Here is a 15129-nt window from a genome sequence, read left to right as displayed (position 1 = left end):
GGTGACGCCCCCTCAGGCGCCGTCTTCCTACCTTCCTCTCCGCCGTCCACTGGACAAGGAAGAGGAACATGCGCCGCTGCAAGAGGACCCTGGTCGCCGTCGCTCTCGCGACAACTGTCGTTTCGGGCACCGCCGGCTGGGCCTCCGGCAACGCGCAGGAGCCCGTCACCGGCCCGCCCCCCGGCACCGCCGCCTGGCAGCACGAGGGTCTGCCGGACCCCGCCTCGACCACGCCCGCCCAGGTCGCCCACTTCTTCGCGGCGCTCAGCCAGGACCGGCAGCAGGACCTCCTCCGCCGCCACCCCACCGTCGTGGGCAACCTCGACGGCGCGCCCGTGAAGCTCCGTTACGCCGCCAACTCCCTCACCGCGAAGGCCAACGGCTTCGAACAGCTCGCGGAGCCCGGCCGTCAGATCCTCGCCCTCGACCCGCGCGGCCGGGGGCAAGTGGCCGAGGTGTACGGCGACTTGAGCGGGGCGGAGCACGTGGCCGTCGTCGTCCCCGGTTCGGACATGGACGCCCGTACCTTCGACCGTACGAACGATCCCTACGGCACCCCGGCCGGCATGGCCAAGTCGCTGCGCGACGCGACGAAGGGCCACCGCACCGCCGTGATCGCCTGGACCGGTTACACCACCCCCGTCGGCGTGGGCGTGGACGCCGCCACCGGCGACCTCGCGGAAGCCGGCGCCGACCGCCTCGCCCGGCTGACCGACGGGCTCGACGCCACCGGCGCCCCGGACCCGGCCGTCTTCTGCCACAGCTACGGCTCCGTGGTCTGCGGCCTGGCCGCCCTTCGCCTCGACGCCTCGGACGTGGTCGTGCTCGGCTCCCCCGGAATGCGCGCGGACAGCGTCGACGACCTGCACACGGACGCCCGCGTATGGGCGGCCAAGGACCCGTCCGACTGGATCGACAACGTCCCGAACGTCGAGTTCGCCGGTCTCGGCCACGGCGCCGACCCCACCGGCCCCGCCTTCGGCGCCCGCCGCGTCCCGGCCGGTGACGCCGAAGGCCACACCGGTTACTTCGCCCCTGGTACGGAGTCGCTCCGTACTTTCGCCTCGATCACCGTAGGAGCGGTGTGATGAGGGGGCTGGCAGCGAAGATCGACGCGCGGACCCCCTCCCACCGCGACCGCGCCGTCGACGGCCTGCGCGCGCTCGCTCTGCTCGCCGTGGCCACCGGGCACTGGCTGCTCGGGGGTTTCACGCTGGACGGCGACGGCGTTCTGCGCAATGCCAGTCCGCTCACATCGTTCGGCTTCTTCGCGCCGGTGAGCTGGGTGCTTCAGATGCTGGGCATCTTCTTCCTGGTCGGCGGCTACGCGTCCGTCCTGTCGTACCGCCGCCACCAGGGCCCGGCCGGCGCGTGGCTGCGCGGCCGGATCGCGCGGCTCGGCCGCCCGGTGCTCGGCGTGAGCGCCGTGTGGGCGGCGATGATTCCGGTGCTGTACGCGATGGGCGTGCCGGACACCACCCTGCGGACCGGGGCCACGCTGGTGATCCAGCCGCTGTGGTTCGTGGGGGTGTACGTCGCGGTGACCGCCCTGACCCCGTACTGCGTCCGCGCCTCCCGCAGGATGGGTGCCTGGGCCGCCGCGCCGTTGATCGGCTCCGTCGCGGTCGTCGACTTCCTGCGGTACGGGCCGTACGCCGAGGCCGTGCCGTCGTGGCTGAGCGTGCTGAACCTGCTGCCCGGCTGGCTCTTCGCGTACCAACTCGGCGTCTCCTGGGCCGAGAAGCGCATTGGCCGGCGCGGCGGCGCGCTACTGCTGGTGGGCGGCGCCGCCCTGTTCGCCGTGCTGCTGGCCGCCTTCCACTACCCGGCGTCGATGGTGGGCGTACCGGGCGAGACCCGCACCAATTCGCACCCGCCGTCCCTGCTGGTCCTCGCCCTCGCGGCGGCCCAGTGCGGCGCCGCGATCCTGCTGCGCGACCGCATCGGCAGGCTGCTGCGCAGGCCGGCGCTGTGGGCGCCGGTCGTCGTGATCAACCTGTCGGCGATGACGATCCTGTGCTGGCACCAGACGGCGATGCTCGCCGCGGCCGTCCCCGGTTCGTTGGTGGGTACGGTTCCGGGGCTGACGCAGGCGCCGGATTCGCTCGGCTGGGTCCTGGCGAGGGCCGCGTGGCTGCCGGTGTTCGCGGGGGTGCTGATCCTGATCGGGCGTTACGCGCGGGGGTTCGAAGCGCCGTGGAGGAAGGCGACGAAGACCCGCCGGGCGGCGGCGGGGCTGCTCGCGGCGGGGTTCGCGGTGTTCGCGCTGGGGCTGGCGTGAGGGGTGGGCGGCGCCGAGACCCACTGCTCACATGCGACCGGACCCAGCCCCGCTGCTCACATGCGACCGGAGGGGCTGGATGTGGTCGCGTCGGACATCCAGCCCCTCCCGTGTCACCCGTACCCCTCCCCCTACTCCCGCCCGGCCGACGTGAACGTCATGTCCGCATACCGGCCGCCCGCGACCTGGCTCGCGATCGGTTCGAGCAGTTCCATCTCGCTCTCGGTGAGCAGCAGCCGGGTGGCTGCCGCGTTCTCCTCGACCCGCGTGCGCTTGCGCGTTCCGGGAATCGGTACGACCGCGAGTCCGTGCACCCGCGCCTGCTGCTGCACCCAGGCCAGCGCGACCTGCCCGAGTGTGGCGTTGCGCCCCTCGGCGAGCTTGCGCACCGGGTCGAGCAGCGAGGCGTTCGCCGCGGCGTTGTCACCGTTGAAGCGGGGCTGGTGCCGGCGGAAGTCGTCCTCGCCCAGGTCCTTCTCGGCGCTGGTGAAGGAGCCGGTGAGGAAGCCGCGGCCGAGCGGCGAGTACGGCACGAGCGCGACGCCGAGCTCGCGCGCGGCGGGTACGACGCCCGCCTCGATGTCGCGGCTGAAGAGCGACCATTCCGACTGCACGGCCGCGATCGGGTGCACGGCCTGCGCGGCCCGCAGCTCGCCGCCGGTCACCTCGCTCAGCCCGAGGTGCTTGACCTTGCCCTCGCGCACGAGCTCGGCCATCACGCCGACCGTCTCCTCGATGGGGACGTTCACATCACGCCGGTGCATGTAGTAGAGGTCGATCTCGTCGACGCCGAGGCGCTGGAGGCTGCCCTCAATGCACTGGCGGATGTACGCCGGGTCGTTGCGGATGATCCGCTTCTGCGGGTCGGTGGGGTCCATGGCCAGCGCGAACTTCGTGGCGATGACGACCTCGTCCCGGTGCGCCCGGACGAACGGCGCGAGGAACCTCTCGTTCTCCCCGGCGGCGTACGCGTCCGCCGTGTCGTACAGCGTGATGCCGAGTTCCAGCGCCCGCTCCAGCGTCGCCCGCGCCTCGTCGGCGTCCGTGGGTCCGTACGCGAAGCTCATGCCCATGCAGCCGAGGCCCTGTACGCCGACTTCGGGCCCGTCCGTTCCGAGCCGCACCTTTTCGATCTTGCTGTCGTCGCTCATATGGGTTTCAGGCCCTCTCCGACGCCCGCCGGGCGTCCGCGTAAAAGTCGATCTTGTAGTCCAGTACGGCGAGCGTGTCCTGGAGTTCGGCGATGCGCTTGCGCACATCCCGCCGTGTCGACTCCAGCAGCTCCTGCCGCTCCTCGAAGGTGTGCTCGCCCTCCCGCAACAACTCGGCGTACCTGACCATGTCCGCGACCGGCATGCCGGTCAGCCGCAGCTTGCCGACGAAGGCCAGCCAGTCCAGGTCGCTGTTGCGAAACCGCCGCTGGCCGGTGTGCGAGCGGCCGACGTACGGCATCAGCCCGATCCGCTCGTACCAGCGCAGGGTGTACGCCGTGAGCCCGGTGTGCGCCGCGACCTCGCTGATCGTGTAGTGGTCCTGGCCTTCGGGGCGCGGGTGCGCCCGTGGCGGCTGCTTGGCGCAGAAAGCGGTGCGTACGGGGGCGGTCTCCGTCACGGTCATGACCTCCACGCTAGGACCTTGGAGTGCACTCCAAGCAACCGTAAACGGAGAGAAGTTTCCGCACGGGCCGCCCGGCCTCCGGCGTCATGGCTCCGTCCCCAGACCCGACCCTCGACGCGGCTGAATCGGTGGAGCCTTTACGCTCGTACGCATGCAGAGCCTGGCGTCGCTGATCGAGAACTGGCCGGTACCCACCGCGGCGGCCACCGTCGTACGGGCGGACGGCACCGTCGTCGGGTCGCACGGCCCGACCGCGCACCGCTTCCCGCTGGCGTCGGTCACCAAGCCGCTGGCCGCGTACGCCGCGCTCGTCGCGTACGAGGAGGGTGCCGTCGAGCTCGACGAGCCGGCCGGGCCGCAGGGGTCCACGGTCCGCCACCTCCTCGCCCACACCAGCGGTCTGGCCTTCGACGAGCACCGCGTGACGGCGCCGCCCGGTGAGCGCAGGCTCTACTCCAACGCGGGTTTCGAGGTCCTCGGTGACCACATCGCGAAGGCGACGGACATTCCCTTCGCCGACTATCTGCGCCAGGCGGTTCTGGAGCCGCTCGGGATGGCGGCCACGTCGCTGGACGGCTCACCCGCCAAGGACGGCGTCTCGACCGTCGACGACCTGGTGCGTTTCGCCGCCGAGCTGCAGGCCCCGCGGCTGCTGGACGTGCGGACCGTCGCCGAGGCCACGGCCGTCGTCCATCCCGGACTGAAGGGCGTACTGCCCGGATACGGCCACCAGAACCCGAACGACTGGGGTCTGGGGTTCGAGATCCGCGACTCCAAGTCCCCGCACTGGACCGGTGGTTCGTCCTCGCCGCGTACGTTCGGACACTTCGGCCAGTCCGGTACGTTCCTGTGGGTGGACCCCGACGCGGGTCTCGCCTGCGTCGCCCTGACGGACCGCGCGTTCGGGCCGTGGGCCGTCGAGGTGTGGCCGCCGTTCACGGACGCGGTACTCGCCCGGTTCGGCCCGAACGCCCGCTAGTCGCAGGTGGCGGCCCGGCCTCGGCCATGAAGAGCCCGCTCAAGGGCCCCAGCGCGCCGGTCAGCCGGTCAGCTCCCACAGCAGCACCTCGGCGGGGGTGGCGGCCGCCACCAGCTCCAGGCCGTCGGCCCCCGTGATACGGGCCGCGTCGCCCGGCCCCAGGTCGTGCTCCCCGAGGCCGAAGCGGCCCCGTACGACATGGGCGTACACCAGCGGCGCGTCCGGGACCGCCGTGCGCTCGCCGGCGCCCGGCCGGCGCACGTGCAGGAGCGCGCCGGCCGCCGGCAGGGCGTACGGCGTCGCGTCCGCGATGCCCCGCACCACCTCGTACGAGGGTTCGCCTCCGGGGTCCTTCGGCGCCAGCCACATCTGCACGAAGACCAGCGGTAGGTCGCCGTCGTTGCGCTCCACGTGCCGGACGCCGGCGCCCGAGCTGAGCCGCTGCACGTCACCGGGGCGTACGACGGTGGCGTGCCCGGCCGAGTCGCGGTGAGTGAGCTCCCCCTCGACGACCCAGGTGACGATCTCGGTGTGGCTGTGCGGGTGCTCGTCGAATCCGGATCCGGGTTCGAGGCGTTCCTCGTTGCAGGCCAGGACCGCGCCGAAGCGGAGGTGGTCCGGGTCGTAGAAGTGGCCGAAGGAGAAGGCGTGGAGGGACTCTATACCGGCGGAGGCGTCGCCTCCGTGGAAGCGGTCCGTGGAGCGCCGTACGGAAATCACGAGGTCCACCGTAGCCCCGGCCCACCGGCCAGGGGTTCCGATAAGGCAGTCTTGTCCCGTGCCCCAACCCGATCCTGAACAGCCCGCCGCGAAAGCCGCCCACCCGCATTCCGCGACCTTGCGCCGGCTGGAGAAGTCCTCCGGCCGGCTCGCCGCGAACGCGATCGCCCGCATGGACGAGACGCTGCCGTGGTACCGGGCCATGCCCCCGGAGAACCGGTCGTGGATCGGCCTGGTCGCCCAGGCCGGTATCGCCGCTTTCACGGAGTGGTTCCGGCATCCCGAGACCCCGCAGGCCATCTCCACCGACGTCTTCGGCACCGCGCCCCGCGAGCTGACGCGGGCGATCACCCTTCGCCAGACCGTGGAGATGGTGCGTACGACGATCGAGGTCATGGAGACCGCGATCGAGGAGGTCGCGGCGCCCGGTGACGAGTCGGTCCTGCGCGAGGCCCTGCTCGTGTACGCCCGCGAGATCGCCTTCGCGACCGCCCAGGTGTACGCGCAGGCCGCCGAGGCCCGCGGTGCCTGGGACGCCCGGCTCGAATCGCTCGTCGTCAACGCGGTGCTGTCCGGGGAGGCGGACGAGGGGGCCGTGTCCCGCGCGGCCGCGCTCGGCTGGAACTCCCCCGAGCATGTGTGTGTCGTGCTCGGTACCGCGCCCGACGGGGACTCCGAGCTGACCGTCGAGGCGATCCGGCGCGCCGCCCGGCACGCCAAGCTCCAGGTACTGACCGGGGTGCTCGGCAGTCGCCTGGTCGTCATCGCGGGCGGCAGCGACAATCCGCTCCAGGTCGCGAAGGCCTTGATCGGGCCGTACGCCGCCGGGCCCGTCGTCGCGGGACCTGTCGTCTCCGACCTGCTCGCCGCCACGCGGTCCGCGCAGGCCGCCGCCGCCGGCCTCAAGGCGTGCCAGGCGTGGCAGGACGCCCCGCGCCCGGTCCTCGCGGACGATCTGCTGCCGGAGCGGGCCATCGCCTCGGATCCTGCCGCGCGGGATCAACTGGTGGAGGAGATCTACAGACCGCTGGAGGAGGCGGGCTCGGCGCTCCTTGAGACACTGAGTGTGTATCTGGAGCAGGCGAGCAGCCTCGAAGGCGCGGCGCGGATGCTCTTCGTGCACCCCAACACCGTGCGATACCGGCTCCGACGTGTGACGGACGTCACCGGCTGGTCACCCTCCGATGTTCGATCCGCCTTCACTCTGCGCATCGCTCTGATCCTGGGGCGTCTGGCCGACGCGGAACCGCAGTCCTAGACTTTTGTCGAACACCAACAAATCCCCCGACGGTTCTTCGTCCCTGTCCCCACGGGTCCGCAGTACCGTCCACAAGAGAGAGTGTGAGGGTGCTCGTACTCGTCGCTCCCGGCCAAGGCGCCCAGACGCCCGGCTTCCTGACTCCCTGGCTCGACCTCCCCGGCGCCGCCGACCGGCTCGCCGCCTGGTCCGACGCCATCGGGCTCGACCTTGTCCACTACGGCACGCAGGCCGACGCGGACGCGATCCGCGACACGGCCGTCGCCCAGCCCCTGCTGGTGGCCGCCGGATTGCTGTCCGCCGCCGCGCTCGACGCCCGCTCGGACGTCTCCGCGGTCGCCGGTCACAGCGTCGGTGAGATCACCGCCGCCGCGTACGCCGGTGTGCTCACCGAAGAGGCCGCCCTCGGTTTCGTACGCATCCGTGGCCTGGGCATGGCCAAGGCCGCCGCCGTCACCCAGACCGGCATGTCGGCGCTGCTCGGCGGCGACGCCGAGGTCGTCGTCCCGCACCTGGAGAAGCTGGGCCTGACCCCGGCGAACGTGAACGGCGCCGGCCAGATCGTGGCGGCGGGCACGATGGAGCAGCTCGCCGCGCTCGCCGAGGACAAGCCCGAGGGCGTACGCCGCGTCGTGCCGCTCCAGGTCGCCGGCGCGTTCCACACGCAGCACATGGCCCCGGCGGTCACCGAGCTGGGCAAGGCGGCGCAGGATCTGGTTGTGTCCGATCCGGCCGTCACGTACGTCTCGAACGCCGACGGCAAGGCCGTCTCCACCGGCCCCGAGGTCGTCTCGCGCCTGGTCAGCCAGGTCTCCAGCCCGGTCCGCTGGGACCTGTGCATGGAGACCCTCAAGGAGCTGGGCGCCACCGCGATCGTCGAGGTGTGCCCCGGCGGCACGCTGACCGGGCTCGCCAAGCGCGCACTGCCCGGTGTGCGGACCCTCGCGCTCAAGACCCCCGACGACCTCGACGCGGCCCGCGCGCTCATCGCTGAGCACGCGGCGCGATAGGAGCCCGAGAGAGCATGGCGAAGATCAAGCCCAGCCAGGGCGCCCCGTACGCGCGCATCATGGGCGTCGGCGGTTACCGTCCGACCCGTGTCGTGCCCAACGAGGTGATCCTCGAGACGATCGACTCGTCCGACGAGTGGATCCGCTCCCGCTCCGGCATCGTGACCCGCCACTGGGCCTCCGAGGAGGAAACGGTCGCCGTCATGTCCGTCGAGGCCGCGGGCAAGGCGCTGGCCGACGCCGGCATCACCGCCGAGCAGGTCGACGGCGTGGTCGTCTCCACCGTCTCGCACTTCAAGCAGACCCCGGCCGTCGCGACCGAGATCGCGGACAAGATCGGCGCCAACAAGCCCGCCGCCTTCGACATTTCGGCCGGATGCGCCGGCTTCGGTTACGGTCTGACCCTGGCCAAGGGCATGGTCGTCGAAGGCAGTGCGCGGTACGTCCTCGTCATCGGCGTCGAGCGGCTCTCGGACCTGACCGACCTGGAGGACCGCGCGACGGCCTTCCTGTTCGGCGACGGTGCGGGCGCGGTCGTCGTCGGGCCCGCCGAGGAACCGGCCATCGGCCCGACCGTGTGGGGCTCCGAGGGCGACAAGTCGGAGACCATCAAGCAGACCGTTCCGTGGTCGGACTACCGCAACGCCGGTGAGGTCGCGAAGTTCCCGGCCATCACGCAGGAGGGCCAGGCGGTCTTCCGCTGGGCCGTCTTCGAGATGGCGAAGGTCGCCCAGCAGGCGCTGGACGCGGCCGGGATCACCGCGGAGGATCTGGACGTCTTCATTCCGCACCAGGCGAACATGCGGATCATCGACTCGATGGTGAAGACTCTCAAGCTGCCGGAGCATGTCACGGTCGCCCGTGACATCGAAACCACCGGTAACACCTCGGCCGCCTCGATTCCGCTCGCGATGGAGCGGCTTCTGGCGACCGGACAGGCGAAGAGCGGCGACACCGCGCTGGTCATCGGCTTCGGGGCGGGTCTCGTCTACGCCGCGACGGTCGTTACCCTCCCCTAGGCACGTCCGGACGGTTTCCGGACCTGCCGCAGTACTCAATTCCCTCTGCTCAACACCGAAGGAGCGCCACAATGGCCGCCACTCAGGAAGAGATCGTCACCGGTCTCGCCGAGATCGTCAACGAGATCGCCGGCATCCCCACCGAGGACGTCCAGCTGGACAAGTCCTTCACCGACGACCTGGACGTCGACTCGCTGTCCATGGTCGAGGTCGTCGTCGCCGCCGAAGAGCGCTTCGACGTCAAGATCCCCGACGAGGACGTCAAGAACCTCAAGACGGTCGGCGACGCCGCCGACTACATCCTCAAGCACCAGGCCTGATCCGGCCGGTCCTGTGTCGCCGCCCGGCGGTGGCGCCGTGAAAATTCAGCACCCTCTACACGTGGAGAAAGAATTCCTGTGAGCCCGACCAATCGCACCGTGGTCGTCACCGGTATCGGCGCAACAACACCGCTGGGTGGCGACGCCGCATCGACCTGGGAAGGTCTGCTGGCCGGACGTTCCGGCGTCAAGCCCCTGGAGGGCGAGCGCTTCGCCGAACTGCCCGTCCGTATCGCGGCCCTGGCGGCCGTCGACCCGGGCGACGTACTTCCCCGCCCGCTGGCCCGCAAGCTGGACCGCTCGGCGCAGTTCGCGCTGATCGCCGCCCGTGAGGCGTGGGCCGACGCGGGTTACACCGACAAGGCGGGCGAGGACGACAAGATCCAGCCCAACCGGCTGGGCACGGTCATCGCGTCCGGTATCGGTGGCGTCACGACGCTGCTCGACCAGTACGACGTGCTGAAGGAGAAGGGCGTACGCCGCGTCTCCCCGCACACCGTGCCCATGCTCATGCCGAACGGCCCCTCCGCCAACGTCGGCCTTGAGGTCAACGCCCAGGCCGGCGTGCACACTCCGGTCTCCGCGTGCGCGTCGGGCGCCGAAGCCATCGGTTACGCCGTCGAGATGATCCGTACCGGCCGCGCCGACGTGGTCGTCGCCGGCGGTACCGAGGCGGCGATCCACCCGCTGCCGATCGCGGCCTTCGCCAACATGATGGCGATGTCCAAGAGCAACGACGAGCCCGAGAAGGCCTCGCGTCCGTACGACACGGGCCGTGACGGCTTCGTCCTCGGCGAGGGCGCGGGCGTCGTCGTCCTGGAGTCGGCCGAGCACGCCGCCGCGCGTGGTGCGCGGGTGTACTGCGAGGTGGTCGGCCAGGGTCTGTCCGCGGACGCCCACCACATCGCGCAGCCCGAGCCGAGCGGCCGCGGTATCGCCGTCGCCATGCAGAACCTGCTCGACGACACCGGCCTCAAGCCGGCCGAGATCGTGCACCTCAACGCGCACGCCACCTCGACCCCGCAGGGCGACGTCGCCGAGATCAAGGCGCTGCGCAAGGTCCTCGGTGACGACCTCGACCATGTGGCGATCTCCGCCACGAAGTCGATGACCGGCCACCTGCTGGGTGGCGCCGGCGGCATCGAGACCGTCGCGACGGTGCTGGCGCTGCACCACCGGACGGCCCCGCCGACCATCAACGTCGACGACCTCGACGCCGATGTCGACGCGGACATCGTGCGCGGCGAGCCGCGCGCGCTGCCCGAGGGCACGATCGCCGCGATCAACAACTCGTTCGGCTTCGGCGGCCACAACGTGGTCCTGGCCTTCCGTTCGGTCTGATCCACGACCGCACACAGCCACGACCGCACACAGCCGAAAGGCCCTGCCGGGAAGCTCCGTGCTTCCCGGCAGGGCCTTCGCCGTTCCGTGTTCCGTACCTGTCGCGAGGTCAGCGCAGGGCGAAGACCGGCGGTTCGCCGTCGGTGTACCGGTTGACGACGACATAGGAGTCACGGACCGCGAGCATGTCGGCGTCGATCGACACCGGCGCCTCCTTCCCCAGCGTCGTCTTCTTCGTCACCGCGCCCCCGGCCGCGGGGTCGAGCACGACGATGTCCGAGCGGGGCCATTCGGCGGTCAGCACCGCCACCCGGCCGTCGTCGCGGAGGGCGAGCGCGCCGATGTTGCCGAGATCCCCGGTACGCCACAGTTCCCGGCCGTCCGCGATGGAGAAACCGGCGACGTACTGGGGCACGATGTCGCCCGGCTTCTGCACGGCGGCGACCAGCGTGTCGCCCGCCACGAAGGGGCCCTCGGCCTTCAGGTCGCTCTCGGACCGCCTGATGTCGAGGTCACCGGACCGGCCGGAGAACGGCACGGCCGCGCGCCGGGCGCCCCGCTCGTCGAAGGCGAGCACCGCGCGGACGCCCCGTTGGTCGGTCTCCTGGAAGCCGATCACAGCCGGTTCGACGGAGTACACGTACGCGGTACCCGCGCTCTGCACGGGCAGCTTCGCGGCCCACTCCTCTTTCCCGGTACGGGTGTCGAGGGCGAGGAGCCGCGCGGTGACGATGCCGTCGGGCTTCGCCGGGAGGCACTCTTCGACGACCAGGGTGCGGGCGGCGGTCGCCCCCATCGCCAGGGTCTGGCAGCGCTCCGGCACGGGCCGCTGCCACCGTTCGCCACCGGCCTCGGCCGATCGTCCGCGTACCGCCCGGTCCTCCAGGGTTACGGCGGTGGCGCCGCCCAGCGCGATGCCCTTGCCGATGCCTTCGCCCTTGAGCGTCCGCTTCCACAGGGTGGCGCCGTCGTCGAGCCGGACGGCGGTCAGGGTCGTGCAGGGCTTGTTGTGGCGCCCGTAGGCGACGAGTCCTATGCCCTTGGACGGGTGAGCGCTCTGGGCGCACACGGACTCGCGGACCGGCGCCGCGACGTTCCACCGCTCCTTGCCGTCCTTCACGGCGTAGCCGGACAGGCCGTCGGTACGGACCCGGACGACGGTGTCACCGGCCGACCAGCCGCGCAGCCCCTTGACGGCGCCGGAACGTTCCTGCGGCGCCCGCCAGGTGATCTCCAGCCGGTCGGCGGCCTTCAACGGGGAGGCGGTCTCCACCTTCTCCCCACGAATCCATTGATAGCCGTACAGGCCGGGCAGAAGACCAGCCAGTACGCCGGCCACCACAACGGCGGCGGTGGCGCCTCGGCCCCATGCCGCCGCCTGCCACGCCTTGCCCAGGAGGACCAGGCCGCCGACGGAGAACACGAACGCCAGGATGAGCACGGCGGGCAGGCCCTCCGGGCAGTCGGAGCCTGCGCAGGAGCCGCCGCTCTCCCGGACCAGCGCGGTCCAGCCCAGGGCATGGAAGAGAATGGCCCAGCAGATCACGACCGATGACAACAGGACGGCGGCCACTTTGGCCGCCGGTCGTATACGCACAACCAACTCCCCACCGGTGGTGCACCGCGTGTGCACTGTGGGGCGGAATGTATATGGCGGGCGGGCCGGCGCGGTACGGAGGGTCAGACGACCTGGTGCAGCCAGCGCACGGGGGCGCCCTCACCGGCGTATCTGAAGGGTTCGAGTTCGTCGTCCCACGGCTTGCCGAGGAGCTTGGCGACCTCCGCCTCCAGGTCGGTCTCGCCGCCCACCGAGCGGGCGAGAGCGGCGCGCAGCCGGTCTTCCGGGATCAGGATGTCGCCGTGCATTCCGGTGACGGCGTGGAAGATGCCGAGGCCGGGGGTCGAGCTGTAGCGCTCGCCCTCGGCCGTGGGGCACGGTTCGGCCGTCACTTCGAAGCGCAGCAGGTGCCAGCCGCGCAGGGCGGAGGCCAGCTTGGAGGCGGTGCCCGGCTGGGCCTGCCAGGAGAACTCCGCTCTCCAGGTGCCGGGCGAGGCCGGCTGTCTGATCCAGTCGAGATTGACCCGCACACCGAGTACGCCCGCTACTGCCCATTCGACGTGCGGGCACAGCGCGCGCGGTGCGGAGTGAACGTACAGAACTCCACGTGTCGTCACCGGGACCTCCAGTGTGGGACGAGGTTCGCCTTCCCCAGCGGCCTCGCGCCCGTACCGCCTCTTCCCGGTCGGCTCCCGAGGTTGTCAACAGTAAACAGCATCGGGAGTTAATCTCCTGAAAAGGGACAGTATGTGACGTGATGTAATTTACCGGAACCCCGGATGGGCGAAGGGCGCTGCTGGTTCGACGGGGAAAAACTACCGTGCGGTGGCGTCCGACGGGTGACGTACTGTCGGTCCGGGCGGCCGTGGACACGAAGCTTTCACTCGCCAGGACGCCAGTGCGAGGCCACGGGGACGCCACGGGGACGCCACGGGGACGCCACGGAGGGGATCAGGGGATGCGGATACGCCGCCGGGTACGCGGCCGGGAGCGCCGGCCGTACGCCGCCGTCGCCACCGCGACGGCGGCGTTGCTTGTCCTGCTGGGCGCGCTCGCCGGGTGTGACGCGGGGGAAGACGCGGACGCGGGCCGTTCGACGGCCGGACCACGGCCGTCCCCCCGGCCCACTCCCGCCTGGGACCGCAGTCCGGCGTCCATCGCCGCTGTCGGGGACTCCATCACCCGCGGTTTCGACGCGTGCACGGTCCTCGCCGACTGCCCGGAGGTGTCCTGGGCGACGGGTACGGACGCCACGGTGCGCAGCGTGGCGTGGCGGCTCCTCGGCGCGGCGGGCGCGGCCGGGCGTACCTGGAACCATGCCAAGTCGGGGGCGCGGATGGCCGAGCTGCCGGAACAGATGACGCGGGCGGTGGCCGACAGGCCGGAGCTGGTGACGGTGATGGTGGGGGCGAACGACGCCTGCCGTGACGATGTGTCGCACATGACATCGGTGGCTGACTTCCGGACGTACTTCGAGACGTCGGTGAAGAAGCTCCGCAGCGAACTGCCCAAGTCGCAGCTGTACGTGTCGAGCGTGCCTGACCTGAAGCGGCTGTGGTCCGAGGGGCGCGTGAACCCGCTGGGCAAGGAGATCTGGAAGCTGGGGATCTGCCAGTCGATGCTGGCGTCCCCGGACGCGATGGACGCGGTGGCGGTGGCGCGGCGCGAGTCGGTGCGGGAGCGGGTCGTCGCGTACAACGAGGTGCTGAAGGATGTGTGCGCGAAGGACACCCGCTGCCGGTACGACGGCGGGGCGGTCTTCGAGTACCGGTTCTCCGGCGACCAGTTGAGCCAGTGGGACTGGTTCCACCCGAGCAGGAACGGGCAGCGGCGGCTGGCGGAGATCGCGTACCGCAACATCACGGCGAAAGAGCCTCCGGCGTAGGTCGCATAGGGTTTCCGGTCATGACCGCGGAACTCTTCGGCACGCTCGCCGACGGCACGCCCATCCATCGCTGGGTCCTGGAACGGGACGGGGTGGTGGTGCGCGTTCTGACGTACGGCGGGATCGTCCAGTCGGTCCGGACGCCGGACCGGGACGGGAGTGTGAGCGATGCGGTGGTCGGTTTCGATGATCTCGCGGGGTACCTGGACTGCCCGGAGCCGTACTTCGGGGCACTGGTCGGGCGGTACGCGAACCGGATCGCGGGCGGGACCTTCACGCTGGACGGGCGGACGTACGCGCTGGCGCGCAACGGGGGGCCGCACAGTCTGCACGGCGGCGAGCGCGGCTTCGACAAGCGGGTGTGGGACGCGCGGGCCACTCCGTACGGCGTGCGGCTCTCGCGGGTCAGCCCCGACGGTGAGGAGGGCTTTCCCGGGCGTGTCGAGGTCTCGGCGACGTACACGCTGGAGGAGGGCGGGGCGCTGCGGATCGCCTACCGCGCGGTGACGGACGCGCCGACGGTGGTGAACCTGACGAACCACACGTACTGGAGTCTCGGGGGTGGCGGCCCGTACGAGCTGCGACTCGCGGCGGGGGCGATGACGCCGGTGGACGGTGGAGGGATACCGACGGGGGAGATCCGGGGGGTGGCCGGGTCCCGGTTCGACTTCCGCGCGGCGCGGGTGCTCGGGGGCGGGTACGACCACAACTTCGTGCTGGACAAGGGTGTTACGGGCGGGGCCGAGGTGGTGGGCGAGCTGTACGACGCCGGGTCGGGGCGGGTGGTGACGGTCGCTACGACGGAGCCGGGGGTGCAGGTGTACACGCCGGACGGGTTCGACGGGGTGGCGCTGGAGACCCAGCACTTCCCCGATTCACCGAACCGCCCGGAGTTTCCGGGGGTGGTCCTGCGACCGGGCGAGGTATTCGCGTCGGCGACGGTGTACGGGTTTGGGGTGCGGGGGTAGGGGGCGGGGGCGGTGGGGTGCGGTGCGGGTGCGGTGCGGAGCGGGCGCGGTGCGGGCGCGGGTGCGGTGCGGCGCGGGCACGGGTGCGGTGCGGGCACAGGTGCGGTGGGGTGCGGGCGCGGGCGCGGTGCGGGTGCTGTGGCCGCTGCGCGGGGCTTTCCCCTACCCGCCCC

At 71.4% G+C, this 15129-nt stretch carries 15 protein-coding genes; 10 read left to right on the top strand and 5 right to left on the bottom strand.

Annotation, left to right across the window (positions count from 1 at the left end):
* Positions 1 to 68 precede the first annotated feature (68 nt).
* Together G412_RS0105480 and G412_RS0105475 are read left to right on the top strand one after the other, a co-directional pair.
* Positions 69 to 1088 (top strand): alpha/beta hydrolase, encoded by a 1020-nt coding sequence (locus tag G412_RS0105480; RefSeq protein ID WP_028811181.1) that lies wholly within the window; start codon positions 69 to 71, stop codon positions 1086 to 1088.
* The gene (locus G412_RS0105475; protein ID WP_028811180.1) at positions 1088 to 2281 is read left to right on the top strand and encodes an acyltransferase family protein; all 1194 of its coding nucleotides are present in this window, start codon (positions 1088 to 1090) and stop codon (positions 2279 to 2281) included. Before G412_RS0105480 ends, G412_RS0105475 begins: the two co-directional genes overlap by 1 nt.
* Before the next feature lie 131 nt (positions 2282 to 2412).
* On the opposite strand, the gene G412_RS0105470 is transcribed toward G412_RS0105475, so the two are convergent.
* Positions 2413 to 3432 carry an aldo/keto reductase gene (locus tag G412_RS0105470; RefSeq protein ID WP_028811179.1) on the bottom strand — a complete coding sequence of 340 codons (1020 nt, stop codon included), beginning with the start codon at positions 3430 to 3432 and terminating at the stop codon, positions 2413 to 2415.
* A 7-nt stretch (positions 3433 to 3439) separates the two neighbouring features.
* Entirely contained in the window at positions 3440 to 3898 is a 459-nt protein-coding gene (locus G412_RS0105465; RefSeq protein ID WP_028811178.1) for a MerR family transcriptional regulator, read from the bottom strand.
* A gap of 151 nt (positions 3899 to 4049) precedes the next feature.
* Between G412_RS0105465 and G412_RS0105460 the strand changes: the two genes are divergently transcribed.
* The gene (locus tag G412_RS0105460; protein WP_028811177.1) at positions 4050 to 4877 is read left to right on the top strand and encodes a serine hydrolase domain-containing protein; all 828 of its coding nucleotides are present in this window, start codon (positions 4050 to 4052) and stop codon (positions 4875 to 4877) included.
* A 60-nt stretch (positions 4878 to 4937) separates the two neighbouring features.
* On the opposite strand, the gene G412_RS0105455 is transcribed toward G412_RS0105460, so the two are convergent.
* On the bottom strand, positions 4938 to 5597 hold the full coding sequence (locus tag G412_RS0105455) for a pirin family protein (RefSeq protein WP_028811176.1): 660 nt from the start codon (positions 5595 to 5597) through the stop codon (positions 4938 to 4940).
* A 58-nt stretch (positions 5598 to 5655) separates the two neighbouring features.
* On the opposite strand from G412_RS0105455, the gene G412_RS0105450 reads away from it, so the two are divergent.
* The 5 genes from G412_RS0105450 (at position 5656) to fabF (ending at position 10545) form a co-directional block, all read left to right on the top strand.
* A complete protein-coding gene (locus G412_RS0105450; RefSeq protein ID WP_028811175.1) occupies positions 5656 to 6855 on the top strand; it encodes a PucR family transcriptional regulator in 1200 nt (399 codons plus the stop codon).
* An 89-nt stretch (positions 6856 to 6944) separates the two neighbouring features.
* Positions 6945 to 7865 (top strand): ACP S-malonyltransferase, encoded by a 921-nt coding sequence (locus G412_RS0105445; RefSeq protein ID WP_028811174.1) that lies wholly within the window; start codon positions 6945 to 6947, stop codon positions 7863 to 7865.
* Positions 7866 to 7879: 14 nt separating this feature from the next.
* Complete coding sequence (locus G412_RS0105440) at positions 7880 to 8884, top strand: ketoacyl-ACP synthase III (RefSeq protein ID WP_028811173.1); 1005 nt, start codon at positions 7880 to 7882, stop codon at positions 8882 to 8884.
* 71 nt (positions 8885 to 8955) lie between these two features.
* The gene (locus G412_RS0105435) at positions 8956 to 9204 is read left to right on the top strand and encodes an acyl carrier protein (RefSeq protein WP_028811172.1); all 249 of its coding nucleotides are present in this window, start codon (positions 8956 to 8958) and stop codon (positions 9202 to 9204) included.
* A 78-nt stretch (positions 9205 to 9282) separates the two neighbouring features.
* Positions 9283 to 10545: a beta-ketoacyl-ACP synthase II gene (gene fabF / locus G412_RS0105430; RefSeq protein ID WP_028811171.1), complete on the top strand. Its 1263-nt coding sequence runs from the start codon at positions 9283 to 9285 to the stop codon at positions 10543 to 10545.
* A 109-nt stretch (positions 10546 to 10654) separates the two neighbouring features.
* Here the strand turns inward: fabF and G412_RS40060 are convergent, their stop codons facing one another.
* On the bottom strand, positions 10655 to 12142 hold the full coding sequence (locus tag G412_RS40060; RefSeq protein ID WP_167546443.1) for an outer membrane protein assembly factor BamB family protein: 1488 nt from the start codon (positions 12140 to 12142) through the stop codon (positions 10655 to 10657).
* 83 nt (positions 12143 to 12225) lie between these two features.
* Positions 12226 to 12720: a DUF3145 domain-containing protein gene (locus G412_RS0105420; RefSeq protein ID WP_028811169.1), complete on the bottom strand. Its 495-nt coding sequence runs from the start codon at positions 12718 to 12720 to the stop codon at positions 12226 to 12228.
* A gap of 341 nt (positions 12721 to 13061) precedes the next feature.
* On the opposite strand from G412_RS0105420, the gene G412_RS0105415 reads away from it, so the two are divergent.
* Entirely contained in the window at positions 13062 to 13988 is a 927-nt protein-coding gene (locus tag G412_RS0105415; protein WP_037647844.1) for an SGNH/GDSL hydrolase family protein, read from the top strand.
* Positions 13989 to 14008: 20 nt separating this feature from the next.
* Positions 14009 to 14956 (top strand): aldose epimerase family protein, encoded by a 948-nt coding sequence (locus G412_RS0105410; protein WP_037647842.1) that lies wholly within the window; start codon positions 14009 to 14011, stop codon positions 14954 to 14956.
* Positions 14957 to 15129: the final 173 nt, after the last annotated feature.

The organism is Streptomyces flavidovirens DSM 40150 (assembly GCF_000429085.1).
GTDB classification, from domain to species: Bacteria; Actinomycetota; Actinomycetes; order Streptomycetales; family Streptomycetaceae; genus Streptomyces; species Streptomyces flavidovirens.
This window is presented reverse-complemented; position numbering and strand designations above follow the sequence as displayed.